Consider the following 23,776-nt stretch of genomic DNA (forward strand, 5'->3'; position numbering starts at 1 on the left):
TGCTATGCACGACAAAACCATTGCCCAACTGAGTGCCGGTCTTGCCGCCGGCGAATTTAGTAGCGAGGAATTGACTCGCTCTCTGCTGGAGCGGATTGAACAATTCAATCCAGGCTTGAATGCCTTTATTACTGTGACCGACGATGTGGCGCTGAGCCAGGCTCGTGCGGCTGATGAGCGTCGTCGGCAAGGTCAAGCCGGGCCGTTGACCGGTGTACCCATCGCCCAGAAAGATATTTTCTGCACCGATGGCGTGCGCACCTCCTGCGGTTCACGGATGTTGGACCGTTTCATCGCCCCTTACAACGCTACGGTCGTCGAAAAATTAAATGCTGCCGGCATGGTGATGCTGGGCAAGACTAACATGGACGAGTTCGCTATGGGGTCGTCCAACGAAAACAGTTTCTATGGGCCGGTGCGCAATCCGTGGGATTTGGACGCAGTGCCGGGCGGCTCCTCCGGTGGTTCCGCCGCTGCCGTCGCCGCACGACTAACACCCGCCGCCACCGGCACCGACACCGGCGGCTCGATTCGCCAACCCGCCGCGTTGTGTGGCCTGACTGGCATCAAACCGACCTATGGCCGGGTGTCGCGTTGGGGCATGATCGCTTATGCCTCCAGCCTCGATCAAGGCGGCCCGCTGGCACGCAGCGCCGAGGATTGTGCCTTGTTGTTGGGCGCGATGGCCGGTTTCGACCCCCGCGATTCCACCAGCGTGGATCGGCCGGTGCCGGATTACGTCGCGGCGCTCGACCGACCGCTGACTGGCTTGAAAATCGGCCTGCCCAAGGAGTATTTCGGTGAGGGCTTAGACGGTGCCGTTGCGCGCGCGGTTGCAGCGGCCATCGCCGAATACCGGAAATTGGGCGCGACGGTGCTGGACATCAGCCTGCCCAACACCCATCTGGCAATTCCGGCCTATTACGTCATCGCCCCGGCGGAGTGTTCTTCCAATCTGGCGCGTTTCGACGGCGTGCGCTACGGCCATCGCTGCGACCAGCCCAAGGATTTACTGGATTTATATACCCGTTCCCGCGCCGAGGGTTTCGGGCCAGAGGTCACCCGTCGGATTCTGGTCGGTACTTTCGCCCTGTCGGCCGGTTATTACGATGCCTATTACCTAAAGGCGCAGCAAATCCGCCGCCTGATCAGCAACGACTTCCAGCAAGCCTTCGCGCAGGTGGACTTGATCGCCGGGCCGACTTCACCCACAGTGGCCTTCAATCTCGGCGAGAAAGTAGATGATCCGATCACCATGTATCTGTCGGATATTTATACCATTGCCGTGAATCTGGCTGGCCTGCCGGGACTCTCGCTGCCGGTCGGTTTTGTCGGTCAGCGTCCGGTCGGTTTGCAACTGATCGGTCATCACTTTGCTGAAGAATGCTTGCTGAACGCCGCACACCGCTATCAGCAGATCACGGACTGGCACACGCGCACCCCGCCCGCGTTCGCCTGACTCCCTTGCCTCGGTGACAGGGTTTGAGAGGAAGGGTGCTTTGCTTTCAAAAATTCAGGGTCGTTCGACATGATGGAATGGGAAACGGTTATCGGGCTGGAAATCCACGCCCAACTCGCCACCAAGAGCAAGATTTTCTCCGGGGCGTCCACCGCTTACGGCGCCGAGCCGAATACGCAAGCTTGCACCATCGATTTGGGGATGCCGGGCGTGTTGCCCGTGTTGAACCGGGAGGCGGTGCGCATGGCGGCAGTGTTCGGCCTGGCTATCGGTGCCGAAATCGCCCGCCGCTCGGTCTTTGCCCGCAAGAATTATTTTTATCCCGATCTGCCCAAGGGCTATCAGATCAGCCAGTACGAACTGCCCATCGTGCAAAAGGGTCAACTGACCATTGATCTGGATGAGGGCGTCAGCAAGGTGATCGGCATCACTCGCGCTCATCTGGAAGAAGACGCTGGCAAGTCGCTGCATGAGGATTTCCAGGGTTTGTCGGGTATCGACCTTAATCGGGCCGGGACGCCGCTGTTGGAAATCGTCTCCGAGCCGGATTTGCGCTCAGCCAAGGAGGCGGTGGCCTACATGAAAAAGCTGCACCAGATGGTGGTGTATCTCGGTATTTGCGATGGCAACATGCAGGAAGGCTCGTTTCGCTGCGATGCCAATGTCTCGGTGCGACGCAAAGGCGATCCCAAGCTCGGCACCCGTGCCGAAATCAAGAATCTCAATTCCTTCCGCTTTGTCGAACGCGCGATTGAATTTGAGATTGAGCGACAAATTGACCTGATCGAAGCCGGCGGCAAGGTGGTGCAGGAAACGCGGCTCTACGACCCGGATAAGGGCGAAACCCGTTCGATGCGTGGCAAGGAGGAAGCGAATGATTATCGCTATTTCCCCGATCCTGATCTGTTACCGCTGGTGCTGGACGAGGAGTTCATCGCCACCACTCGCGCCAGTTTGCCGGAACTGCCGGACACGAAGAAACAGCGGTTTATCAGCCAATATGGCCTTTCCAGCTATGATGCCGGTGTGCTGACCACCAGCCGGGCCTTGAGTGATTACTACGAAGCGACCGTCGCGGCGTTGGGCGGCGAGCCGAAACTGTGTGCCAACTGGGTCATGGGGGATCTATCCGCCTTTCTCAACAAGGAGAATCGGGAGATCACGGCCAGCCCGGTCAGTCCGGTGCAACTGGCGGGCCTGTTACGGCGGATTCAGGATCAAACTATCTCCGGCAAAATCGCCAAAGACGTATTTGAGGCGCTGTGGGCTGGTGAAGGCGAGACCGACGCGATTATTGAAAAACGTGGTTTGAAGCAGATCACCGACAACTCAGCGATTGAAAAAGTCATTGATGACGTGATCGCCGCTAACCCCGAACAACTGGCACAGTACCGCGCCGGTAAGGACAAGCTCTTTGCCTTTTTCGTTGGGCAAGTGATGAAAGCGTCCAAGGGCAAGGCCAACCCGCAACAGGTCAATGATCTGCTAGCGGAAAAATTGAAAGGCTAGGCCGGTCAAGGCGCTGCTCAACCGTGATCTAACCTTTGCTCAGTATATGGCCGACCGCGATTCCCTCCACCGCTTCCTGTTCGACCACCTGGCCGTTCGAGGTGAAATCGTTCATCTCGATACGGCTTGGCGGGCGGTTCTGGAACGCCGCACCTATCCACCGGCCGTGCAAGAGGTGTTGGGTGCAGCCACTGCGGCGGCGGCTCTGCTATCGGCCACCATCAAATTCGATGGATTGCTGACCCTGCAAATCCAGGCGCGTGGTCCTTTGCGCTTGGTCGTGGTCCAAGTCACCTCGCAACGAACCCTGCGCGCCCTGGCCCGCTGGGACGGCGAGCCGGAACCACAACCGTTGCAGGCGTTGTGTGGCGACGGCACGTTGCTGCTAACCATCGATATCGGCCAAGGCCGCGAACCGTATCAGGGCGTCGTTGATTTATGCGGCAACACCTTGGCGGAAGCGCTGGAAGACTACTTTGACCGCTCCGAGCAGCTCCCGACGCGAATCCTGCTGGCCGCTAATGAGCGAACCGCCGCCGGTCTGCTATTGCAACGCTTGCCCGATGCGATCACCACCGATGCGGATGGCTGGAAGAGAATCAACATCCTGGCAGCGACCCTGCAACCGGCGGAATTGCTGGCACTGAATGCCGATACCCTGCTCTACCAGCTCTTTCACGAAGAAGACGTGCGGGTATTTAAGCCGCAGGCTTTCAGCTATCGCTGCACTTGTTCGCGGGAGCGTACCGCTGCAATGTTGTATACGCTGGGGACTACCGAGCTTCGGCAAGCGGCTGACGAGGAAGGTGCCCTGCACGTCGATTGTGAATTCTGCGGTTATCGTTATGCCTTTGATACCGTTGATATCGCCGGTCTGCTGGCCAGCGCCTCGCCTAGCCCTTCCATCACCCGTCACTAACCCTCATGCGTGCGCTGTTTGACCTGTTCTTCGACATTTGTTTGCTGCGCAAGGCGCCGCAAGACGTGCCTGCTTCGATGGCGCTGCTCAAAATGTGCCTGCTGGCTTATGCCCTATCGGGGTTGCTGGTTCTGATGATCAATGATCCTCTGCCGGTCGCCTTGTTGGAAATCCTGCTGGACATGGTGCTACTGAGCGGCTTGCTCTACCTGGGCCTGATGCTCCACCGCCATCCCCGGCGTTTCGAGCAAGCGTTGAGCGCCTTGACCGGTTCCGGTACCCTGATAGGTCTGCTGGCCTTGCCCCTGATGTCCTGGATGACCCATCAGGCGCAAGGGGACGATGTGGTGCTGCCGTCATTTTTGCTGCTGGCCCTGATGATCTGGAGTATCGTCATCATGGCCCACATCCTCCGCCATGCCTTCGAGATCTCGGTGTGGCAAGGCGCGCTCTACGCGCTCAGTTATACCTTCTTATCCTGGACTCTGACTGGCTGGATTAACCCGCAAACTCCTTGACCAACCCGGTTACCTGATTCGCGGGTTGGCCGGAGAGACACCTGACATGCACATTCATATTCTCGGTATTTGCGGTACGTTCATGGCCGGTGTCGCCCTGCTGGCCCGTGCGGCCGGCCACACCGTCTCCGGCTGCGATGCCAATGTCTATCCGCCGATGAGTACCCAACTGGCTGATGCCGGAATCGCCCTGCGGGAAGGTTACGATCCCAGCCAGCTCGTTGAATTCAAGCCGGATCGGGTGGTAGTCGGCAACGTGATGAGCCGAGGCCGCCCGATTGTTGAAGCGCTGCTTGATGGCAATCTACCGTACACATCCGGGCCGGCTTGGTTAGCCGAGTATGTGTTGCGTGATCGCCATGTGCTGGCAGTCGCCGGCACGCATGGCAAAACCACCACCAGCAGCTTGTTGGCCTGGATTCTGGAGGATAACGGCCTGGAACCCGGTTTTCTGATCGGCGGTATTCCAGCCAACTTCGGCCAATCGGCGCGCCTGGGTCGGGCGCCGCTGTTCGTGGTGGAAGCGGATGAATACGATACGGCCTTTTTCGACAAGCGCTCCAAATTCGTTCATTACCGACCCCGCACGTTAGTGCTGAATAACCTGGAATTTGACCATGCGGACATCTTTCCCGACCTGGCCGCTATCCAGCGTCAGTTTCATCACTTACTGCGCACCGTGCCGAGCGCTGGGCTGATCGTCACCAACGGTCAGGACCCGCATTTAGCGGAGGTATTGGCCATGGGGTGCTGGACGCCGGTAGAAAGATTTGGTGTCGCTGACTGGGAAGCGCGCGATGCCAACGCCGACGGCAGCATCTTTGCCGTTCACTATCGGGGCGAGCTGCAAGGTCGAGTGGAATGGACTCAAGCGGGCGTCCACAACATCCATAATGCGCTGGCCGCCATTGCTGCCGCCCATCATGTCGGCGTACCGGCCGCGAGCGCCATCGCCGCCCTGGCTCGGTTTCAAGGGGTTAAAAGGCGGCTGGAAACGCGCGGTACGGTGAATGGTGTGACGGTATACGATGATTTCGCTCACCATCCGACCGCCATCACGACGACGCTGGCAGGTTTGCGGGCACGGGTCGGCAATCAACCGATCATTGCTGTCCTGGAGCCGCGTTCCAATACCATGAAACTCGGCGTTTTTAAGGAAAGTTTGGCCCCGGCGCTGATGGTGGCTGACACCGTGATTCTTTATCAAGCGGCTGATCTTGGTTGGGACTTGGGGGAAGTCGCGGCGGCGCTTGGTGCGCGAGGACAAGTGTGCCACACGCTTGATGAGACATTGGCCGCCATTCAACAACAAGCCAATCCTGGCACCCAGGTGCTGATCATGAGCAATGGCGGTTTCGGCGGCTTGCACGAGCGACTGTTGACCGCGCTCCGGGCATCCAGCCATCAGAACTGAACTCGGCTGTGTCTATGGAACCGGTTGAACCTTTGGCATTACAGCGCGCGTTAGAGCTGGATGGGACTCAAAACGGGTTTCGGCCCCATCCAGCCGGGTTCATCCTCAAGCATAAACTCTGGCGGCAGTCGTGGGCCGATCATGGTCCTCCGCCTTGGCCACGCGCTTTTCATTCAAGGCCCGGTTAACGGCGCTGCTCACCGCCCGCAGGGAGGCGGTGACGATATTACTGTCGATTCCCACCCCGAATCGGGTAGCTAGCTCACCATCCATTCGTACCTCGACATAGCAAACGGCGGTGGCGTTGGCGCCCGCACCCATCGCGTGCTCGTGATAATCCACCAGCTTCACATCTAATCCGCAATGCCGGTTGAGCGCGTCGGTGAAGGCATCGATGGGGCCGTTGCCCTTACCGCTAATCAACCGTTCTCGGCCATCTTGATAGATCGTCGCGGTCAGCTTGCGCACGCCGCTGGAATGGCTGTCGGAAATGCTGCGCTGCTCGACAAACCGGTACGGCTCAGCTACTTGCAGATACTCTGCTTCGAACGCCGCCCAAATGTCGCCCGAAGTGATTTCCTTACCCGTGGTATCGGCGATGGCTTGTACCCGCTGGCTGAATTCGATCTGCAAGCGTCGCGGTAACCGCAAGCCGTGATCCTTTTCCAGCAAATAGGCGATGCCGCCCTTGCCGGATTGGCTATTGACCCGGATTACCGCTTCGTAGCTACGGCCCAGGTCGGTCGGATCGACTGGTAAATACGGTACTTCCCAGTGCGGATCGCCGCCCGCCCAGCGTTTTTCTTGCGCGGCGAAACCTTTTTTAATGGCGTCCTGGTGCGATCCGGAGAAGGCGGTAAAGACCAAATCGCCGGCGTAGGGATGACGAGGATGCACCGGAATTTGATTGCAGTATTCGGCCGTGCGGACGATTTCGTCCATCACCGAAAAATCCAGACCTGGTTCAATCCCCTGGCTGTAGAGGTTCAACGCCAGCGTGACCAGATCGACATTGCCGGTGCGTTCGCCGTTGCCGAATAAACAACCTTCCACCCGATCTGCACCAGCCATCAATGCCAATTCAGCGGCGGCGACGGCAGTCCCCCGATCATTATGCGGGTGTACGCTGATCATCACGGCGTCACGGCGCGACAGCCGGCGGCAGAACCATTCGATCTGATCCGCATAGACGTTGGGGGTTGCCATCTCGACGGTGGCCGGCAAGTTGAGAATAACCTTGCGCTCCGGGGTCGGCTGCCAAATGTCCAGCACCGCCTCGCAAATTTCCAGGGCAAAATCCAATTCGGTGAAACAGAAGGTTTCTGGAGAGTATTCGAAAGTCCAGGCCGTTTCCGGCTGTTCGGCAGCACATTCGACGAACAAACGCGCCCCAAAGCGTGCCAATTCGATGGAACCGGCGCGATCCACGCCGAATACCACTTCGCGAAAGATCGGTGCGGTCGCGTTATAGAGATGCGGAATGGCCCGCTTGACACCTTGCAAGCTGGCGAAGGTACGACGGATCAAATCCTCACGAGATTGCGTCAAAACCTGGATCGCCACATCGTCAGGCACCCGACCACTCTCGATCAAACCACGCACGAAATCGAAATCGGTCTGAGACGCCGATGGAAAAGCGACCTCAATTTCTTTGAAACCCATGCGGACCAATAGATCGAAATAGCGGCGTTTGCGCTCGCTGTCCATCGGTTCGATCAATGCTTGATTGCCGTCTCGCAAATCGGAACTACACCAGTGCGGTGCGTGGCGGATGGTTTGCGAGGGCCATTGCCGGTCGGGCAATTGGACCGGCGGAAAAGGGCGATATTTATGGCGGATATCTGGGGACATGATCAGTTTCTCTCTGCTTGACGTTAGCGGAAGGGTTCAAAAATCTGAAGAACCGAATGCGGCGCCGATACGGCCGCCGGGCGCCGCTAGGCCCGACGACCGCAACTCAGTCGGAGCAGAGCGAGAGAAAAAGGGTAGGCCAGTGCAAGCCACCGAATCGATTCAGGGCCATGTGATGCAAAACGGTGGGCGGGAGCGGGATCGGACATCGGGGGAATCCTCAAAAACGGTTTGATTGGCACGCGACAACACACCCCGGCGCTCCACTCAGGAGGCCGGGCTACTCAGTCGCAGTGCAAACCGTTCGAGGAATTGGGTATTCATGGTAGATTCAAAATAACCTGTGTGGCCACCGCAGGTCAAGCCGGATGTTAATCATTATCATTCAGCGATCTGGCGCCGGCGCATCGGTCGGCAGCCGATTTCTCATGACAGCGAGGATCTCTTCATGCCCGACATGCCGCAGCCTCTACAAACCGTTAAGGTATGGGATTTGCCGACCCGACTGTTTCACTGGGCGCTGGTCGCACTCATGCTTGTTCAATGGCTGACTGCCGAAAACAGCGACACCATGACTTACCATATCTGGGGCGGTTATGCCGTGTTGACCCTGGTGTTGTTTCGGCTGGTTTGGGGGTTCATCGGTAGCGATACCGTCCGCTTCAGCGATTTCGTCCGAGGTCCCCATGCCGCCCTCGGCTATGTCAAAGCGTTACTGCGCGGCGAAACGCCGCTGTATCTCGGCCACAATCCAATGGGTGGCTGGTCCATTCTGGCCATGTTGGCGCTGCTGCTGGTGCAAGCGGGGACTGGGCTGTTCGCCAATGACGATATCCTGGTCGAAGGCCCTCTCTATGGTTGGGTCTCAAAGGGTACCAGCGATTGGCTCACCACCGTCCATAAACTCAATTTTAATTTGCTGCTCTTGGTCATCGGCGTCCATATCGCGGCGGTCCTGTTTTATCTGTTCATCAAGCGAGAAAATTTAGTCTATCCCATGCTCAGCGGCATAAAGCAACTGCCGGCAGAGACACTGACTTCCACACCACGCATCGTTAACCCTTGGCTGGGATTGGCGGTGCTAATGATCGCAGCAGTCGTGGTTTGGTTGCTGGTGCGCTGACAGAAATCGGTAACAAAAAAGGCCGTGTCGTGACACGGCCTTTGCGTTGCTCGCCCAGCAATGGGCAACGGTTAATCCTTGCGGAATTCCTTGTGGCAAGCCTTGCAGGTTTCAGCGGTTTTGCCGAACTGTGCCTTGATGGCCGTTTGGTCACCACCTTTGGCGACTTCGGCCAACTTGGTGGCTTCCTGTTGAAAGTCTTTCATTTTGCTATCGAATTCTGCTGGCTTGGTCCAAATTTCCTCTTTGGCCTCGGTTTTCTTCACGACAGAAGGCCCCGTCCCTTTGGCAAAAGCTTCCGGGGCGGCTTTGCTCATCAGTTCGACATATTGGGCATGGCGTGCCACTGCGGCGGCATCGAAGGGTACTTCACCTTTCACCATTGCACCGATGGGCTTGAAATTCCAGCCAATAATGTTATAGACAGACTGCCGATAACTGGCCACATCTTCAGGCTTGGTTTCCGCTGCCTGCACCACTGCCAGCAGCCCCAGTCCCAAAATACTGCCAGCTAAACCAACGGATAGTGTTTTTTTCATGGGTTTTCCGCCTCTTAAAATTAAGACTGAATAGGTCCGATATTGATCATTAAAATTCAGAACACTGTTATTTTGCAAGCGCAACCTGAAGTTTAGCTGAATCTAGAGTGAATCATAGCGAGTCATTTTCAACAGTAATATGGAGCGCCAGCCAGATAGCCGGTGGTTGCCGGCTGGTCCAAACGACCCGATGGCGACAATGGGCCGGAATCCAGAGATAATCACCGGGTTGGAGTACTCGTTCCCGTGTTTCATCCTCAAAATGCAAGATTGCCTGGCCTTGCAGCAAGACGACCCACTCTGGGCGGACTTGATCAAACCATTCGCCGGCAGGGGTAACGTGGCCGAGGGAAATGATACGTTCCAGGCGACATGCGCTGGTTTCCACCAAGGTTTCAAAGCGCTCATCCACCGAGGTCAGCGGAATATCGGCGAATAGATGACCGGCCTTCACGCTCATAGCGCCGCATCCTCCGGCATATCTAACCCGTGTTCCAGCGTGCGCTGGCGCAATAGGGTTCGGGTCACTGGCAGTTCTCGCCATTGCCCCGGCTTCAAGCCATTCAGCGTCCAATCGCCGATGCGGTACCGGATCAGTCGCAACGTGGGATAGCCGACCGCAGCCGTCATGCGACGGACTTGGCGATTGCGGCCCTCGCGCAGCGTGATTTCCAGCCAAGTGGTTGGGATCGTTGCCCGATAACGGATCGGTGGATCGCGTGGCCACAGCCCGGCCGGTTCGGCGATGCACCGCGCCGCCGCAGGTAACGTGAAGCCATCGTTTAATTGAATACCGCAGCGCAATTGGGCTAAAGCGGCCGCGTCGGGGTAACCCTCCACTTGAACCCAATAGGTTTTGGGTTGCTTGTGGCGCGGATGACTGATCCGGGCTTGCAGAGCACCATCGTCGGTCAAGGCCAGCAAACCCTCACTATCCTGATCGAGTCGTCCCGCGACCTGCACGCCAGGCACCCTCAAGTAGGTTGCCAAAGTGGGGCGACCCGCCGTATCGGTGAACTGGCTCAACACACCATACGGCTTATTGAACAAAACCAGTCGGGCCATCAGAACAGTTTGCCCAACGACAAATAAAGCGAGGCATTGCCACCCTCGGCATAGCCAGCCCCCATATAGAATGGCCCCAACGGAGTATCCAGCCCCAGAAACAGGCTGCCGGCGGGAATTAGAGAATTCACGGTAAAGTCCTGCTGATCATTCCAAGCGCCGCCAAGTTCCAAAGAGCCACCGGCGAAGACGGGGATGGTGAACGCGGCTGACGCATCGGTAAGACGGTGCAGGTAAATCACTTCAGCCAAGGCCGCATATTGACCCGACAGTTGGCCGACCTGATAGCCCGAAAGGTTCAGGAAGCCACCCTGTAAAAACAAATCCTGTACGCCCAATTCGCCGGATAGCTTGCCAGCCAGTCGCAGACGAGGCACCAGGGAGTCCTTGCCCCATGTCAGCGCATGAACGAAGCTTATGCTCAGCGTACTGGCCTCTCGATCAGCGCCCAGCCCAGACACGGAATCGCGGTAAAGAATATTGGTGTAGGTGCCCGATGTGGGGAAATTGAGGCTATCCAGCGTATCGGTCTGCCAGCGGAGCGAATAGCCGCCATTATTGAAAGAACTTGCATAGGCAGTAGGTTTGCCCAAGCGAAAATCGTTGCGGCCGACGCCGTAGAACAAGCCAGCCGACAAGCGGCCCCAATTGGCGAAGTTTTTGCCGATTTCCAGACCGATCTCGGAGCGGTAAATACGGAATCCCGTATTCAAATCATAAGAAGGATTAAACAAATCCAGATTGTATTGCTCGTACTTTAGATACGGGTTGATATAGTAATCGTGGCTGGTGCTGAGCGGCTGATAAAAATCGCTCATCAGCGCAATATTACCGCCTACTTGCAGCACGTTGCGCCATTGCGCACCGAGACTATTCAGTTCTGTCATGGTGTAGGCGACGCCGATCCCAAACTCCGAGTCACCTTTGAGATTAGCGCCCATTGAAAACCCGAACTGCAAAATATCGGTGCCGATATCTTTCGCTTGGGTTTCGACGATCAAGCCGGTTTGCTCATTCTCGCGTACCAAGGTGTAATTGACCCGTTGAAACTCACCCATGCCATAGATGGTATTGAGATTGCGGTTGAGCTTTTCAGGGTCGAGCCGCTCTCCCGGCTTGATCCGCAATTGACCTTCGATCACTTGATTGTCAAGTCGCGTGTTGTTGTCGATCCGAATGAAGTCAATGATCGGCCGCTCGTTTTGGGCGATGATCGGCAGCGACGATTGATACTGGCGATAGGTGTCGTCGGTGATGGACAAGCGCGCCAACAGGCTTTTCTTCGCTTGCGCAGCGGCGTAGCCGATAGCGATAGCATCAGCCGCACGGTTGAAATCCAGGCTGGTGAGATTACCGAAATCCGGCACGATCAACACATCCTTGCGCCCCAGGCTTTTTGCCTGTTCCTCCGTGTTGCGCACGGTCAGGATATTGGTGAGTTGCTCAATGACCAGCATGAACGAATTCAATGTTTTGGCGTCAGCCAGCGGCGCACCCACATTCACCGCGATAATGGCGTCGGGGTGGCAGAGCTGCCGCACCACATCGACGGGAAGATTATTCGCCACGCCACCATCCACCAGCAGTCTGCCATCCAATTCCACCGGAACCAGGGCGCTCGGGATCGACATACTTGCACGCATCGCCTTAGCTAATTCACCGGACCCTAAGACGACCGCTTCACCGGTGGCCAGATCCGTGGCGACCGCTCGATAAGGAATTCGGAGCTGATCGAAATTGTGAATGCTCGCCGCCGGTAGGGAGAGTTGCTCCAGTAACAGCAGCAGGTTTTGCCCTTCACGCAGCCCCTTGGGGAGTTGAGCCTGGCCTTGTCGGATGCCGACTTCGGCGTTCAATAGAATCCGCTGTTCTTCCTTGAGGCGCATCGGCAGATCCGGGCGGGGAGGGCCTTCAAGGAACGCTTGCGGCCAGTCGATGCGCTGCACGGTTTCACTCAATTGTTCGATTGACATGCCCGCTGCGTACAGCCCGCCAATGATGGAACCCATGCTGGTACCGGCGATGCAATCAATTGGAATCTGCATCTCCTCCAGCGTTTTGAGTACCCCAATATGGGCGATCCCACGAGCGCCGCCACCGCCCAGCACCAGGCCGATACGGGGCCGATTCGCGGCAACCGCCACGGCCAATGTGGAACTGGTATTCGGAAAAATGGGCACTACTAAAATAAAAACGAGTACCCATCGAAGTAAAAAGTGTAACCAGACAGAAATGGACATAAAATAACGGCTTACTTTGGTTTTATAGGGTGACATTCAGCAGAACTTCAGTGAGTTTATGCTAAACATTTATACCGATGCCAATTCGATCTGAAGCAAACCTCACCAAGTGGTTTGGGTGAGCGTTTTATCGACCGAACCGACAGGTGGATTTTTAAGAACTCGCTTAACCCAGTGTTGCCTTTGCCATCGACCAGCCGGCCCATTGGCGCGGGAAAATTCATCGTAAAAAAACCTAATCGAGTGTATTCCAGTTATCATAGGGTCGTCGGTTGCAGCGCAAAGCCACAAAATAATCCCAAAATCATAATGCGGATGAATCGGAGGTTGTGATGGCTAATCAAGAACAAGAAAGTCTATCGAACGAACCTGAAGGCGTAGAAGCCGCTTTAGTGGGTCGCCGCGATTTTTTAGTCGGCTTAGGTAAGTGGTCGAAGGTTGTCATTGGCGGCGTTGTCTTGGGTGGAGCGCTGTTTGCCGAACAGGAGGCCACTGCCCAGCCCTTGCCGGGTCGTCCACCGCTGGGCGATGGCCCCGGTCCCCGGCCACCCCTCTTTGGACCAGGGCCAGGACCAGGGCCACGCCCGCTATCACCGGATTGGGACGGCCCCGGCCCCGGCCCGCGACCGGATTGGTATAACCGTCGCAGAAACTGGTACAACCGCCCAAGATCCTGGTACAACCGCCGGAGAGGTTGGTATAACCGTCCGCGCTGGGTAAACGGCGGCTGGAATAACCGCTAATCATTGACGAGTGACCGTCGTTGCTTTCTGAAAGCGAGACGATTTACCACATTCCGCTCCACCAGTTACCCGCCTATCGGCATGGCTACTGGATACTGCGAACGGGTGAACCGGCCGTATTGGCGGCGACGTTGGCGGAGGAAAATCCTGAACGCCTCGTCGCCGTCCAGCTTTGGGATTTAGAGGCAGATTCTGAACCGCTGAACGCTTGGGCATCAGGATTGCCGGTTGAGTTGGTGCTAGGAGATCCGGCGACCGAGTATCCTTCACTGTATCGTCACTCGAATCTGCTTGATCATCATCCGGTGTCGGCTGTGGTGCCTGTCCGACCTGGTTTCCTCAAGGCAGTCAAGGTCGCGGTTTCTTTGGATTTTGCTGTTCGGCTGGACATCGGACAACCCGATCCGTTGCTGATCGAAGAGTTGCTAGCGACGCTGGATTTTTATTTGCACCAACCCTCAGTCGGTCAGCCGATTGAATTTTTTCATGGCACGCTGCTAGGGTTCTATCATGACCAGCCGCTATCCCTATGGACTGTATTGGGTGAGGAACCCCAAGCGGTGCGCTTTGTTGCCGACGATGGCGTCGAGTCCGGCTACGGACGGCTGGCCACCACCGATTTTGCACCCACGATTGAGCCGATGGCCGATTTCGAGAGTTTGCTTGATCGTGTGCTGGCCACCGCGCAAGAGTGTCGAAATTGCGAGTTTTTGCACAGTTGTAGCGGCTACTTCAAATGGCCGCTTGCCGATTACGACTGCGCCGGCGTTAAGCGCGTATTCGGGCAAGTGCGCACTGCCGCTTTAGATCTACGCCGCGATATTGAAGCAGCTCGCGCCTAATGCGATGTTTTCAAAGGAGTCCGCCGACATCCTCCTTGTCAGGATATTGTTGAAAAACCGGAAGCGCCGGTCGGCCTTTCCACAATCAGCCTTGGAGAGTAGCGCAGACCCGCTCAATGAAATCCGTGGTGACTGCTAATACTGAATCTGGCGCCTGATAGTGGGGCACATGCGCGCAACCGGATAACCAAACGATGTCTTTAGGCCCGGCTACCCCCTCAGCGATAGCGTCCACCTGGGCACGGGTACCGTATTCATCATCGGCACCTTGGATGATCAGAGTCGGGCAAACGATGCGGCGCAATGCCTGCTCCATGTTCCAGTCGCGAAAATCGGCACGCAGCCACGTATCGCACCAGCCACGGAACATGCTATCCGTCTTGGCGCCGTGATAACGCTGCAAACCTTTACTCAATAAATCTCCCTGCTCGTAAGCGCTGCGGGTCTCCCGGATTCCGGCCAAGCAGATCTCTTCGATAAATACATGCGCGGCCTCACTGATAACGGCGCACACCCGCTCTGGATAAGCAGCGGCAAACAGCAAGGCAATCGAAGCGCCGTCGCTGTGGCCGAATAAAATCGGAGGATCGGTAATATCGCAAGCGGCCAATACCTCCGGCAAGCTCTCTTCTGCCTCAAGATTGAGGTAATCCTTAGGTCGCGGACCTGCCAGCGGCTCGGAATGTCCAAACCCCCAACGCTCGTACACCAGCCCTGGCAAGCGGGTCAATGTGCAGAGTCGGGCTGGAAAGTCACGCCACTGGCCGATGCTTCCCAACCCTTCGTGAAGAAAAACGAGCGTTGGGCCGTTAGTGGCTTGAGGAGGAGTCAATCGTTCAGCGTGTAAGCGTCGTCCAGCCGCTTGTAGATCAAAACGATGACGCTTGAGATGGGCGCTCATTGTCGTTCTACTTCACCCTATTCAGTGGAAGTAACGCTACGCTCTGGGTAAGGTGATCATCATGTGAATTCATCCTGGGCCGCTTCCTCACCCCAGCGCGGCAATAGCGTGTGTGGGATTTCTAGCTGATCAAGCACTCTGGCCACGATGAAATCTATCAGTTCCGCGACAGTCGCCGGCCGGTAATAAAAACCTGGGTTAGCCGGCAAAATAACCGCACCGGCCCGCGCGAGCCGGAGCATATTTTCCAGATGAATGGTCGAAAGCGGCGTTTCCCGCAGCACAAGAATCAGCTTGCGACCCTCCTTGAGCGTTACGTCAGCGGCACGCTCCAATAAATTGTCGCTGTTGCCGTTGGCGATGGCGGCCAAGGCGCCCGTGGTGCAGGGACAAACAACCATGGCTTTTGCCGACGCCGAGCCGCTCGCCGGTGGCGCCGTCCATTCATCCGGCCCAAACACACGCAACTGAGCAGGATCGCAGTGGTAATGTTTGATCAAAACCCGTTGGATATCCCTCGGTCGTGCCGGCAAGTGAAGATCGGTTTCCATACGAATCACGATTTGCGCCGCTTTTGAGATCAGCAGTTGCACGGGGCGGCCCGCTGCCAACACGCATTGCAACAACCGTAGGCCATAATCCGCCCCCGATGCACCGGTCATTCCGAGAACGATGGGGCGGGGCGCTAGCCACTGAGGCGCTGGGATACCCTGCTGAGCGTATTGATCATCAGTAGACAAAGAAAGTTACCCTTTGCTCAAAAGACAGCTCGATAGCTTAGCGTTTTCAACCGCCACAGTTTGCATGTCTCCAGTATGGCCCAAAGAAGCTAAAAATTTCTCACAGAGATAAAAAAACCCGCTAAATCGCGGGCTTAGATTTGATCGCCGGACGTTGCCGGACTTCCTTGGAAGCTAATTTGGAGGTAGGGTCTCTATCGAATTGACGATATAATACATTGATTTTCATAATAATTCATGAAAATCAATTTTTGACGTACCCGCAAATATACCCTCATTTAGTTCATGTGCCCATAAAAAATCGGCTGTGATCTTAATACGCCTTACGGGCCTTCTGGCTACAGGCAGAATGACGAAAAAAAATGATGTCAGTAGCATCATGGATTTTCGTTGATCGTCTACCCTTGCCCGTAAGCTTGTCCTGGAAATGACTAATTTTTACTAAAGCTAACCGATTGAGCTTTTTCCGTTGATGCCGATGTGTACCTTCCTGGCTTGGTGGCTGGATCGTTTGGGTCTTGCGCATGGATGGCAGCGAAGATCGGCACAACCGGTGGTCAGGTGCGCACACCCGCCAAGATCGCGGACAGTCGAGCCAATGCGCTGTTTTAATGTCCCACCAACGAAAAAATAGTCGTAGGTAGTTTTCTGACGCTATACACGCGAAGCAATGGCTGAAACGACCTCAACTTTTCTCAACATTTTCCAACCAGAAATTGGCCTGATCCTTAAGAGATTGGCCGAATCGATGTTAACTTTTGTCAACATTTTTGACCTTAACATTTCTCAACATTTTTAAGCCGCGTTTTCCCGCATTGCCTGCCCTGTGGCCAAATCAATGTCAACATTTGTCAACAGGGCGTAACCGCTCCAAAAGGCCGTTACGGGAATTCCCGTAGCGGACCTAATGCAATCTTCTCCTTTGCCTCTCTCCATGTAGGGCTAGAGTCTGGATTCTGAACACACGATATAGGGGCCTTGCATCGTCAACCACCCTTGCGCCAACAGCGCTTGAAGGGCCATCGGGTCAATTCCTTGTTGCCGTAGGGCGTAGGCGATATCACGGGCCGCAACCTTGGCGCTTCCTGGATCAAGTCCCCCACTGATCAGGTTCTCACGATGACGGCGATACAGCGCCATCACAATGGCCATGGCCTTGGCAGCGTCTTGACTCGATGGGGGTGGCGGGCTGGGCCGGCTTGGCCTTGCGCAAGGGGTCGGTAACGGGCAAAGGTCATTATGGGTGACCGGTCGCGTTGGTGCAGATTCCCGGTGGTAGCGCCGCCCTAGTCGGCTCACCATCCGACCAGCGCCGTACAGCACCTCATCTACAGCCAAAAGATAATCGTCGTCCCATTCCGGCGGTGTTCCCTCACGCCAGCCAAGGCCAGCCGATCCGGCGTGCTCAAGTAGCGCGGCCAAGGTGTCGGCATCCTGTAACAGCGCCACCAGATCACCCTTGTGGCTGCGAAGGTAGGCATCTTGATCTTCGTTAAGTCGATCCGCTGGCGTGACGAGTAAGCGCTGATCGGCCAGTGCCAGACAAAAACCGCTCTGGCGCATCCGCTGGATGGCTCGCACCAGGGCCATCGGATCGGCGGACCCTGGTGCCGGGTATGGCGCGAGATTATTCATAAACCCGCGTATTGGAACCGACCGGCAAAGTGTCGGTGCTGGATGGCGAAACTAACGAAACTTTTTTTTCATTTTCGTCATTCTCGCGCGTGTAGTAATAATTTAAGTTGGATTTTCCTGCATTTCCTGCACTTCCTACATTACCCCCTAATTCATCAATGGGTTGCGCGATTTTCGGTTCTGCACTTGTCCTGCACTGCATGTAGGAACCTGCACTAAATCCCGCCTTTACTTCCCAAAACTCCCGCTCTCCATCCGCAGAAACGCGAAGTCGCAAGCCTTTGAGGTAGTATCCGGCTCCCCTTCGCACCTTCACCACATCAGCGCCAAGCGTCCTGGCAATATCCAGCACCAGGCTGGAAAAGCGCCGGGTCGCAACGGGTGATCGGTGATGACGGGTACACCAGGCGCGATAATTCGGGTAAGCCATCACCTCGGCATCCTCAAACACCTTGCGGGTTTCGCTGGTAAATTCGCTCGTGCGTTCGGCCAGCGTGACTTCAAAGGCGGCGCCCAAAAGCAAGGCTTGCTCTGGCGCGGGAACCGTGCATTGAATCACCCAATCAGCAACGGGGTTGCCGCTTTCCATCGCTTCACGATTGGCGCGAAGGACTTGGATGGGTTGATTGGTAATGATCCGGGTGACTTCAGATCGGCAAAGCGCCAGCGCCCAATTCACCACGCCGGGAATTTCCCGATGCAAAACGGCGGTTTCGCCGCCTTGCGCGTCCCAGGCGGCGCGTTGGGCATCCGTGACCCTTCGGGTGAAGTCAACGGTCATGCGGCGGCGCTCAATGGCGCCGGTGTAATCGGTGAACTGCAAGGCTTCGTTGCTGGCGATTAAAACCAGTCCTTCAAAAATAAAGGTTGCGCCTTGTTGCTGGTGCTTGCGCTCCAGTCGGAGTGGGTCTTGTCCGGTCAGGGATTTCAGCACGTCGATGCTGCCGCCATACTTCCCGGAGTCGGTGATGGCCACCAGGCGCTTACCGTGTAATGCGGCGGTCTCAAAGCGGTTGGTTTCCAGGTTGCGAAGATCGGTAATCGTGGCGTTTTGCTGGCCCACCAAGGCTTCCGCCAAGCGGATGAAGGTGCCCTTGCCGGTGCCACCAGGGCCTAGCAGGTGCAAAAAGCGCTGAAGATCGGCGCGGCCGGTCAGCAAGGCCGCAAGCCAGGCGCGCAAAAACTCCACCAACGCGGCCGGGTCATCCCCTTCTTCGCTGTCATCGCCCATCACTGCATCCAGTAGCCACGCTTTGATCGTCGGGCAATCGGCGGCGGGATCGTAGGCGTAGGGAAGGCTCCAGGTCAGGGCGTTATCGACGGTGATGGGGGTAAGTACCTTCGTTTCAGGATCAAGCAAACCATTGGTAAAGGGAATCTGCTTTGCCGAAACCGCCGGCAGCGGTAACAGCCCTTTGGAGAGCAGGCTAAAAATGGATGCCATTTGGCGCATTCGGAAGCCATGGGGGGCGCCAGCGTAAAGAATGCGAGTGACCCCTTCCTCAAGGACGGCGGTGCCCTCCAGGGGGCGCCAATGCGTTTGGGTGAACACATGCCAGCACAGGGTATTTCGGCAAAAGGCGTAGTGACCTTTCAACGCTTCCGCAATGAGATTTGCCGCGTGGGATTCCACCAGGAGTGGATTTCCCTTGGTATCAAAACACTCCAACCAATAAACCAGAATAGTTTTAGTGTAGGAAGTGTAGGATTCATAATTTATGGTGTAGGATGTATCTATCTGAATCTCAATAGGAAATGTAGAAAGTGTAGCAAGTGTAGCCTCTTTATTTTTCTCCGTACGCGAGAATGTGTCTTTCACGTCAATATCAAAAACTTTCGAAGCGGCTTTTTCCTTACTTCTTTCTGTGGCGACCTTCGCGTTAGCCAGATCGGCCAACGCTTTGGCGATAACCGCTTGTACCGCGTCGGGGCCGTGCAGGGTGGCCAGATCATTGAAGTCGCTGCCTTCTTCTTCTGGTGCAAAAGCGGGAACCGCCAAGGCAACGCTAGCCGGCAGATCACACGCTGCCCTGGCTTTCTTTGCGGCGCTCACTCCCGGATTGCCTTCGGTGTGGTGGTCGTTGTCCGCACAGAGAATGAGCGGCTTTTTTGGGTACAGGGTATTTTTGAGCGCTTGGGTGACGGGTTTCAAATTGCCCGCATCAACGGCCATCACCGTGGCGTAGCCAGTGGTTTCAAACAAGGTGGCGGCTGTAGCGTAGCCTTCCGCCAGCAAAAGGACTTCGCTGGTGTTCGGATCGCCGATGACAAAATAAGCACCGCTCTTAGCGCCGCCTTTGAGAAAATCCTTGTCCCGCCCTGTGGTGGCGCTTTTCTCCGGGTAAATCGCTTGCACGGTGGCCAGCGCTCCGGCGGCATTACGCAAGGGCACCAACAGGCTATTGAGTTGCTGCCCTTGGGGCCAGTATCCGACCAGTAAGCCCGGATGGGCCTTGACCCCTTTTCGGATCAGGTAAGGGTGATCGTCTGTGGCGGGGTTGGCGGTCTCCAGGATCGCTTGTGCTCTCTTACGACCTTCCTCGTGATGGCGGTGGCGCTCCGCTTCCCGTTCGGCCTGCTGGCGTTGCCAGCGAAGATTCCTTTCGGCGATTTCTTCTTCGGTCAAGGCTTCAGTCGCCTTGGCGCACCAGGTGTGAGAAAACCCGCCTTTCCAGCTTCCGTACATGCCAGCGGGCAAATCGTCGTCATGGAGGATGTACCAGGCATTGGCGTTGCGCTCGCCATTGACTTTGATTCGATGAATCTGGCCATCGGCAATCAGGTGGCCCTCAAACCGCAAGCCATCAACGCGCATCGCAGAACGAAAAGCGGTTTCGGTGTCGATTTTCATTGCGCGCTCCCTTTCGCCTTCGCCGCCTTGGCCAATTTTTTGGCTGCTGCTCGTCGCTCTTTTCGATTCGGGGGGATATCGGCTTTCGCGCTGTGCTCGTAAAGCTGATAGAAGTGCCTTTCGTCGATCCGTCGCTGACGTTTGTTCAGCGTGTCACGGATCGCCATTGATCGGGTATGGGCGGTCGGTTTCATCTCGCAATCCTTTCTGAGACTGGCACCCAGACAATAACCTGTTAGAATAACGACAAGTCTCGTTATTCTTTTTTGTTATGATGCGGGGCCAGTCTCAGGGTTATGGGTACTTGGGGCTGGCCCTTAGCCGTTTTGGGTCTCTGTGGGGTCGCTTGCGGGGGATTCCAAAAATGATGGGATCAAGGGCAGCAACACATACTCCCCCACGAAGTGAACAAAGCGCTCTAGTTCGGCTTCATCCCCTTGGGGAAAGCACGAGCCGGTCAGGCGGTTAAACTCGCTCACAAAGTCCGGGTCATTGGCGCAATGGTGAACGCAAACGTCCAGGGCGTCCGCTAGGTCCGACTTATCCCGAAGATCGTCCAAGATTGAAGTAATGGCGTTCGGGGCGTTCATTTCACGCCTCCCAAACTCACAGCCGCCAGGCGCTCTTTGATGAAGGCCGCAGCCACAGCGGCAACCGACGTTTCACCGCGTGCTGCCAGAATCTGAAGCTTGGCGCGTTCTTCCTCTGGAAGCTGGATCGGAATTTCATCCGGGTAAAGGGTGACTTTTTGGGTGGCTAAACTATCAGCGAGGGCAGCTACCAGATCAGCCATGCCGGATAGTTGCAGCGCAAGGGCGAACTTTTGATTTTCCGAAAAGATAACTTCTTCGGAACCGCCATGGTTTCCAATCAGATCGCCAAGCAAGTCCAAGCTGATCGAGATGCGGCGCAGCGTATCGCGTGGGAAGCATCCAAGCCCATCTTCTGGGCACCCAATGAGTGGGGAAACGGCGCGAGGATCGATGGAGATGGGGGGCCGGTTCATAGAGCACCTCCTACTACAACCCCACTCTGACTGGCCGCTAAGATCGGCTGGGCTGGGCGGCGATCCTGTTCGATCAACCGGACGATGGCCGCTACAGCGATAGGCCGAACTCGCCATTCCGTAGCGCCGCTGGGGTGCAACTCCGAAACGAACCAGGTGCCGACATACTCCTTGCGTGGAACAAACCGGCTCGCACTGATTCCGCTGTGGGGGTTGGGTTGGCACGCAATCCCGTGGCGTCGGCAGAACGCCAGAAATTGAGAGCGCCCGAAGTGTTGGCCGGTCTTGCGTTGAAGCAGGCTGAAAAGTGAAGTGAAGTCGATCAGGGCCTCAGACGAAATGACCTGATCGTGAAAAGCGATCTTGGGGCGGCTGACCTCGATCTCGTGTTGAAGCGCTTGGGAGCGCTCGTACTCCAAGGCCCAAGCACGGGCCGCTTCAGCGGGATTGGCGAAGTTCGGCATGATGGGCCTTGCTTGGCCACCGAGGTAGGCATCAAAGACGTGTACGATTTCAACTTGCACATCGAAGGCTTTCTCGGTCTCCGACTTCATGCAGATGAAGATGGCTTGCTTTTGGTTTAGGTAATACTCGGCAGTCGGACGGCCTCCGAGTTCGCCGGAGGTTCTCTCCACGGTGGAGAGAACCCCAAATTTCAACAGCTTCGCTTCGTTACGCTTGATGATATTGCGGATATTCAGCGGACGCTCGAAGCCTAAGCGTTCGGCTAGGCGAAGATCGTGAACACGGGGTTCGCCGTCAATGACGGCAAGGGTCAGGCTATTCATGCGGTGCTCCTAGTGATTTTCGAAGTCAGCAGGGATCACCCGATAAGGGGTGGTCAGGAGGTTCGAAACCGCACTAGAACGGCGTCGGGTATTGGATATTTCCCGACCCTCCCGACCAGTGATCGGGCAGGCAGACGCAACAGGTCTACAAGCAAAAAAAATACCGCAAGTCTTTCGGGTGCGGTGACCGCTAGTGAGGTTTTCGACGCCTCGCCGATCAGTATAGCCCACCAGGGACAAGAGGCAAGCGCTCATACCGCACCTCCCACTACAGTCAGGGCCTTGCTCGGCATGACGTGGGAGTCCATCAGCGCCTTAAGCCAGGTCAGACCCTTGGCGGTGATCATGACCTGCTGATAGGGAACCTTATAGCTTCCCTTGTCGATCAGCGTCGGGACCAGCCGGAAATAACCCAAGTCGTAGTATTTCTGGTAGGGCTGACCGCCAGCTTGAACGACTTGCCATTCTCGCAACGCATCCCAGAGCCGACGCGGCCCAGTGCGTAGCATCTTCGCGGCTTCGTCGCGGTCAAAGAGCGTTTCTGATCCGACCACATGGTCGAAGAAATCCGCCTTGGGCTGCATCACAATGACGCGGGATTGTAGGGCGGCGTTTTTCTCAATCTCGGTCGCCAGTTCTCGAAGGGCGTGAGTGCTGAGGGTGGCCAGATCAAGCGAGGGGGCGGGTTTGGTTTCATTAAGTAGCCGTTGTTCGCACTCAATGAAATATTGCCGGGCCTGCTTTCCTTTGGCGTTACGTTCAACCATAGCCAGTTCTTTGGCCATGTTGAGAGTCAGCGTGTATTCCTTGGTGGGCCGACCGCCGGTACTTTCGCTAAAAAAATCGCGAAAGTCTTTACCGCTTTCAAAGCCGTATTCTTCAATCCGGTTGCTGATCCAGTCTCTAAACTGGGATTTCACTTCAAGGAAGTTATGGAGGGTGCGACCATCAACGGTCTGAACGGTCTGGTCGCCAAATTCGGACGCGACAACGGGGATAAGCTGGGCGCTCATAACGGTGCTCCTTCGAAGAATTGGAGACCGCCGACACCAAAGGCCAATCTGGTGGTGGCGGACTGAACGAGGTTGGCCTACCGGTCGAAGGAACCGGCCATCCTTTCGGATGCCTCGCACAGCCCGCCATAGACGAAATAAGAGCGCAAAAAATGCGCCAATATCGCAAGAGGGGGCGCTAAGCGCCTTCGATTCCGGGAGGCCAATCCCGCCGATCACAGATTTTGCTGTGACGGGATGATTATAGGCTAAGGCGGGAAACGCGCAAGTTCGGGCTATTTTCGGGTGCTTTTTGGAGGAAAATTCAAGATTAGAATTATAATCATGAATTTCTTCTAAGCCTTCCCGACCACTCCCGCTGGTCTTTTGAACGGCGTTTAAGGTGCCCATCAGGCGGCTGCCTTTTGGTTACGGCTGGCAGCAACGCGCTGATTAATCCAGTCGGTGATTTCCGATTCAAGCCAACCGACAGATCGATCCGTAAGCCGGATGGCTTTCGGGAACGTCCCATCGGCCATGCCTTTGTAAATGGCGGTACGAGTAAGTCCTGTTCGCTCCTGGACTTGGTGGCGGCGTTCGATGACTGGGGCGGGAGATTTTGATACTGCGGCCATGCGGCG

The 23,776-nt window shown here is 56.2% G+C and carries 23 protein-coding genes; 8 read left to right on the forward strand and 15 right to left on the reverse strand.

Features of this window, described 5'->3' with window-relative positions; all coding sequences use genetic code 11:
- Positions 1-4: 4 nt before the first annotated feature.
- The 5 genes from gatA (at position 5) to mpl (ending at position 5,819) form a co-directional block, all read left to right on the forward strand.
- Complete coding sequence (gatA, locus tag BN873_RS03540; RefSeq protein ID WP_048670636.1) at positions 5-1,459, forward strand: Asp-tRNA(Asn)/Glu-tRNA(Gln) amidotransferase subunit GatA; 1,455 nt, start codon at positions 5-7, stop codon at positions 1,457-1,459.
- A 72-nt stretch (positions 1,460-1,531) separates the two neighbouring features.
- Positions 1,532-2,968: an Asp-tRNA(Asn)/Glu-tRNA(Gln) amidotransferase subunit GatB gene (gene gatB / locus BN873_RS03545; RefSeq protein ID WP_048670762.1), complete on the forward strand. Its 1,437-nt coding sequence runs from the start codon at positions 1,532-1,534 to the stop codon at positions 2,966-2,968.
- Between the two features lie 46 nt (positions 2,969-3,014).
- The gene (hslO, locus tag BN873_RS03550; RefSeq protein WP_048670638.1) at positions 3,015-3,887 is read left to right on the forward strand and encodes an Hsp33 family molecular chaperone HslO; all 873 of its coding nucleotides are present in this window, start codon (positions 3,015-3,017) and stop codon (positions 3,885-3,887) included.
- 5 nt (positions 3,888-3,892) lie between these two features.
- The gene (locus tag BN873_RS03555; RefSeq protein WP_048670640.1) at positions 3,893-4,405 is read left to right on the forward strand and encodes a hypothetical protein; all 513 of its coding nucleotides are present in this window, start codon (positions 3,893-3,895) and stop codon (positions 4,403-4,405) included.
- Between the two features lie 46 nt (positions 4,406-4,451).
- The gene (mpl, locus tag BN873_RS03560) at positions 4,452-5,819 is read left to right on the forward strand and encodes a UDP-N-acetylmuramate:L-alanyl-gamma-D-glutamyl-meso-diaminopimelate ligase (RefSeq protein ID WP_048670642.1); all 1,368 of its coding nucleotides are present in this window, start codon (positions 4,452-4,454) and stop codon (positions 5,817-5,819) included.
- A gap of 105 nt (positions 5,820-5,924) precedes the next feature.
- Here mpl and leuA read toward each other — a convergent pair whose 3' ends face one another.
- On the reverse strand, positions 5,925-7,670 hold the full coding sequence (gene leuA / locus BN873_RS03565) for a 2-isopropylmalate synthase (RefSeq protein ID WP_048670645.1): 1,746 nt from the start codon (positions 7,668-7,670) through the stop codon (positions 5,925-5,927).
- 448 nt (positions 7,671-8,118) lie between these two features.
- Here leuA and BN873_RS03575 point away from each other — a divergent pair, with 448 nt between their 5' ends.
- A complete protein-coding gene (locus BN873_RS03575; protein WP_048670764.1) occupies positions 8,119-8,793 on the forward strand; it encodes a cytochrome b/b6 domain-containing protein in 675 nt (224 codons plus the stop codon).
- 71 nt (positions 8,794-8,864) lie between these two features.
- Here BN873_RS03575 and BN873_RS03580 read toward each other — a convergent pair whose 3' ends face one another.
- The 4 genes from BN873_RS03580 to BN873_RS03595 are packed head-to-tail and all read right to left on the reverse strand — an operon-like array spanning position 8,865 to position 12,541.
- On the reverse strand, positions 8,865-9,410 hold the full coding sequence (locus BN873_RS03580) for a c-type cytochrome (protein WP_139031638.1): 546 nt from the start codon (positions 9,408-9,410) through the stop codon (positions 8,865-8,867).
- Positions 9,411-9,444: 34 nt separating this feature from the next.
- Positions 9,445-9,792: a cupin domain-containing protein gene (locus tag BN873_RS03585; protein WP_048670650.1), complete on the reverse strand. Its 348-nt coding sequence runs from the start codon at positions 9,790-9,792 to the stop codon at positions 9,445-9,447.
- On the reverse strand, positions 9,789-10,397 hold the full coding sequence (locus BN873_RS03590; RefSeq protein WP_082161069.1) for a pseudouridine synthase: 609 nt from the start codon (positions 10,395-10,397) through the stop codon (positions 9,789-9,791). The genes BN873_RS03585 and BN873_RS03590 overlap by 4 nt, the downstream gene beginning before the upstream one ends.
- Positions 10,397-12,541: a patatin-like phospholipase family protein gene (locus BN873_RS03595; RefSeq protein WP_171820411.1), complete on the reverse strand. Its 2,145-nt coding sequence runs from the start codon at positions 12,539-12,541 to the stop codon at positions 10,397-10,399. The genes BN873_RS03590 and BN873_RS03595 overlap by 1 nt, the downstream gene beginning before the upstream one ends.
- A gap of 428 nt (positions 12,542-12,969) precedes the next feature.
- On the opposite strand from BN873_RS03595, the gene BN873_RS19850 reads away from it, so the two are divergent.
- Together BN873_RS19850 and BN873_RS03600 are read left to right on the forward strand one after the other, a co-directional pair.
- Positions 12,970-13,380: a hypothetical protein gene (locus BN873_RS19850; RefSeq protein ID WP_102046985.1), complete on the forward strand. Its 411-nt coding sequence runs from the start codon at positions 12,970-12,972 to the stop codon at positions 13,378-13,380.
- A gap of 20 nt (positions 13,381-13,400) precedes the next feature.
- Positions 13,401-14,222 (forward strand): hypothetical protein, encoded by an 822-nt coding sequence (locus BN873_RS03600; RefSeq protein ID WP_048670654.1) that lies wholly within the window; start codon positions 13,401-13,403, stop codon positions 14,220-14,222.
- A gap of 85 nt (positions 14,223-14,307) precedes the next feature.
- Here the strand turns inward: BN873_RS03600 and BN873_RS03605 are convergent, their stop codons facing one another.
- The 10 genes from BN873_RS03605 to BN873_RS03645 all read right to left on the reverse strand — a co-directional run bounded on the left by BN873_RS03605 (position 14,308) and on the right by BN873_RS03645 (position 23,770).
- Positions 14,308-15,123, reverse strand: a complete 816-nt coding sequence (locus BN873_RS03605; protein ID WP_048670656.1) for an alpha/beta fold hydrolase — start codon at positions 15,121-15,123, stop codon at positions 14,308-14,310.
- Between the two features lie 59 nt (positions 15,124-15,182).
- Positions 15,183-15,785 carry a flavin prenyltransferase UbiX gene (locus BN873_RS03610; protein WP_048670658.1) on the reverse strand — a complete coding sequence of 201 codons (603 nt, stop codon included), beginning with the start codon at positions 15,783-15,785 and terminating at the stop codon, positions 15,183-15,185.
- Between the two features lie 1,020 nt (positions 15,786-16,805).
- The gene (locus BN873_RS03615) at positions 16,806-17,498 is read right to left on the reverse strand and encodes a hypothetical protein (protein WP_048670660.1); all 693 of its coding nucleotides are present in this window, start codon (positions 17,496-17,498) and stop codon (positions 16,806-16,808) included.
- The gene (locus BN873_RS03620; RefSeq protein WP_048670661.1) at positions 17,491-20,349 is read right to left on the reverse strand and encodes a phage/plasmid primase, P4 family; all 2,859 of its coding nucleotides are present in this window, start codon (positions 20,347-20,349) and stop codon (positions 17,491-17,493) included. Before BN873_RS03620 ends, BN873_RS03615 begins: the two co-directional genes overlap by 8 nt.
- Positions 20,346-20,543, reverse strand: coding sequence for a hypothetical protein (locus tag BN873_RS20015; RefSeq protein WP_139031639.1), 198 nt, complete (start codon positions 20,541-20,543; stop codon positions 20,346-20,348). Before BN873_RS20015 ends, BN873_RS03620 begins: the two co-directional genes overlap by 4 nt.
- Positions 20,544-20,666: 123 nt before the next feature.
- Positions 20,667-20,939 (reverse strand): hypothetical protein, encoded by a 273-nt coding sequence (locus BN873_RS03625; RefSeq protein ID WP_048670662.1) that lies wholly within the window; start codon positions 20,937-20,939, stop codon positions 20,667-20,669.
- Positions 20,936-21,355 (reverse strand): hypothetical protein, encoded by a 420-nt coding sequence (locus tag BN873_RS03630; RefSeq protein WP_048670664.1) that lies wholly within the window; start codon positions 21,353-21,355, stop codon positions 20,936-20,938. The genes BN873_RS03625 and BN873_RS03630 overlap by 4 nt, the downstream gene beginning before the upstream one ends.
- Positions 21,352-22,143 carry a hypothetical protein gene (locus BN873_RS03635; RefSeq protein ID WP_048670666.1) on the reverse strand — a complete coding sequence of 264 codons (792 nt, stop codon included), beginning with the start codon at positions 22,141-22,143 and terminating at the stop codon, positions 21,352-21,354. Before BN873_RS03635 ends, BN873_RS03630 begins: the two co-directional genes overlap by 4 nt.
- Positions 22,144-22,394: 251 nt before the next feature.
- Positions 22,395-23,156 carry an antA/AntB antirepressor family protein gene (locus tag BN873_RS03640; RefSeq protein ID WP_048670668.1) on the reverse strand — a complete coding sequence of 254 codons (762 nt, stop codon included), beginning with the start codon at positions 23,154-23,156 and terminating at the stop codon, positions 22,395-22,397.
- 389 nt (positions 23,157-23,545) lie between these two features.
- Positions 23,546-23,770 (reverse strand): helix-turn-helix transcriptional regulator, encoded by a 225-nt coding sequence (locus tag BN873_RS03645; RefSeq protein WP_048670670.1) that lies wholly within the window; start codon positions 23,768-23,770, stop codon positions 23,546-23,548.
- Positions 23,771-23,776: the final 6 nt, after the last annotated feature.

The sequence above is a fragment of the Candidatus Competibacter denitrificans Run_A_D11 genome (genome assembly GCF_001051235.1).
GTDB lineage: Bacteria > Pseudomonadota > Gammaproteobacteria > Competibacterales > Competibacteraceae > Competibacter_A > Competibacter_A denitrificans.

Bases quoted from the DNA above. Each gene is read 5' to 3' on its own strand.
- gatA (WP_048670636.1), top strand. From the start codon at position 5: ATGCACGACAAAACCATTGCCCAACTGAGTGCCGGTCTTGCCGCCGGC.
- gatB (WP_048670762.1), top strand. From the start codon at position 1,532: ATGGAATGGGAAACGGTTATCGGGCTGGAAATCCACGCCCAACTCGCC.
- hslO (WP_048670638.1), top strand. From the start codon at position 3,015: ATGGCCGACCGCGATTCCCTCCACCGCTTCCTGTTCGACCACCTGGCC.
- BN873_RS03555 (WP_048670640.1), top strand. From the start codon at position 3,893: ATGCGTGCGCTGTTTGACCTGTTCTTCGACATTTGTTTGCTGCGCAAG.
- mpl (WP_048670642.1), top strand. From the start codon at position 4,452: ATGCACATTCATATTCTCGGTATTTGCGGTACGTTCATGGCCGGTGTC.
- leuA (WP_048670645.1), bottom strand. From the start codon at position 7,670: ATGTCCCCAGATATCCGCCATAAATATCGCCCTTTTCCGCCGGTCCAA.
- BN873_RS03575 (WP_048670764.1), top strand. From the start codon at position 8,119: ATGCCCGACATGCCGCAGCCTCTACAAACCGTTAAGGTATGGGATTTG.
- BN873_RS03585 (WP_048670650.1), bottom strand. From the start codon at position 9,792: ATGAGCGTGAAGGCCGGTCATCTATTCGCCGATATTCCGCTGACCTCG.
- BN873_RS03590 (WP_082161069.1), bottom strand. From the start codon at position 10,397: ATGGCCCGACTGGTTTTGTTCAATAAGCCGTATGGTGTGTTGAGCCAG.
- BN873_RS19850 (WP_102046985.1), top strand. From the start codon at position 12,970: ATGGCTAATCAAGAACAAGAAAGTCTATCGAACGAACCTGAAGGCGTA.
- BN873_RS03605 (WP_048670656.1), bottom strand. From the start codon at position 15,123: ATGAGCGCCCATCTCAAGCGTCATCGTTTTGATCTACAAGCGGCTGGA.
- BN873_RS03610 (WP_048670658.1), bottom strand. From the start codon at position 15,785: ATGACCGGTGCATCGGGGGCGGATTATGGCCTACGGTTGTTGCAATGC.
- BN873_RS03615 (WP_048670660.1), bottom strand. From the start codon at position 17,498: ATGAATAATCTCGCGCCATACCCGGCACCAGGGTCCGCCGATCCGATG.
- BN873_RS03620 (WP_048670661.1), bottom strand. From the start codon at position 20,349: ATGAAAATCGACACCGAAACCGCTTTTCGTTCTGCGATGCGCGTTGAT.
- BN873_RS20015 (WP_139031639.1), bottom strand. From the start codon at position 20,543: ATGAAACCGACCGCCCATACCCGATCAATGGCGATCCGTGACACGCTG.
- BN873_RS03625 (WP_048670662.1), bottom strand. From the start codon at position 20,939: ATGAACGCCCCGAACGCCATTACTTCAATCTTGGACGATCTTCGGGAT.
- BN873_RS03630 (WP_048670664.1), bottom strand. From the start codon at position 21,355: ATGAACCGGCCCCCCATCTCCATCGATCCTCGCGCCGTTTCCCCACTC.
- BN873_RS03635 (WP_048670666.1), bottom strand. From the start codon at position 22,143: ATGAATAGCCTGACCCTTGCCGTCATTGACGGCGAACCCCGTGTTCAC.
- BN873_RS03640 (WP_048670668.1), bottom strand. From the start codon at position 23,156: ATGAGCGCCCAGCTTATCCCCGTTGTCGCGTCCGAATTTGGCGACCAG.
- BN873_RS03645 (WP_048670670.1), bottom strand. From the start codon at position 23,770: ATGGCCGCAGTATCAAAATCTCCCGCCCCAGTCATCGAACGCCGCCAC.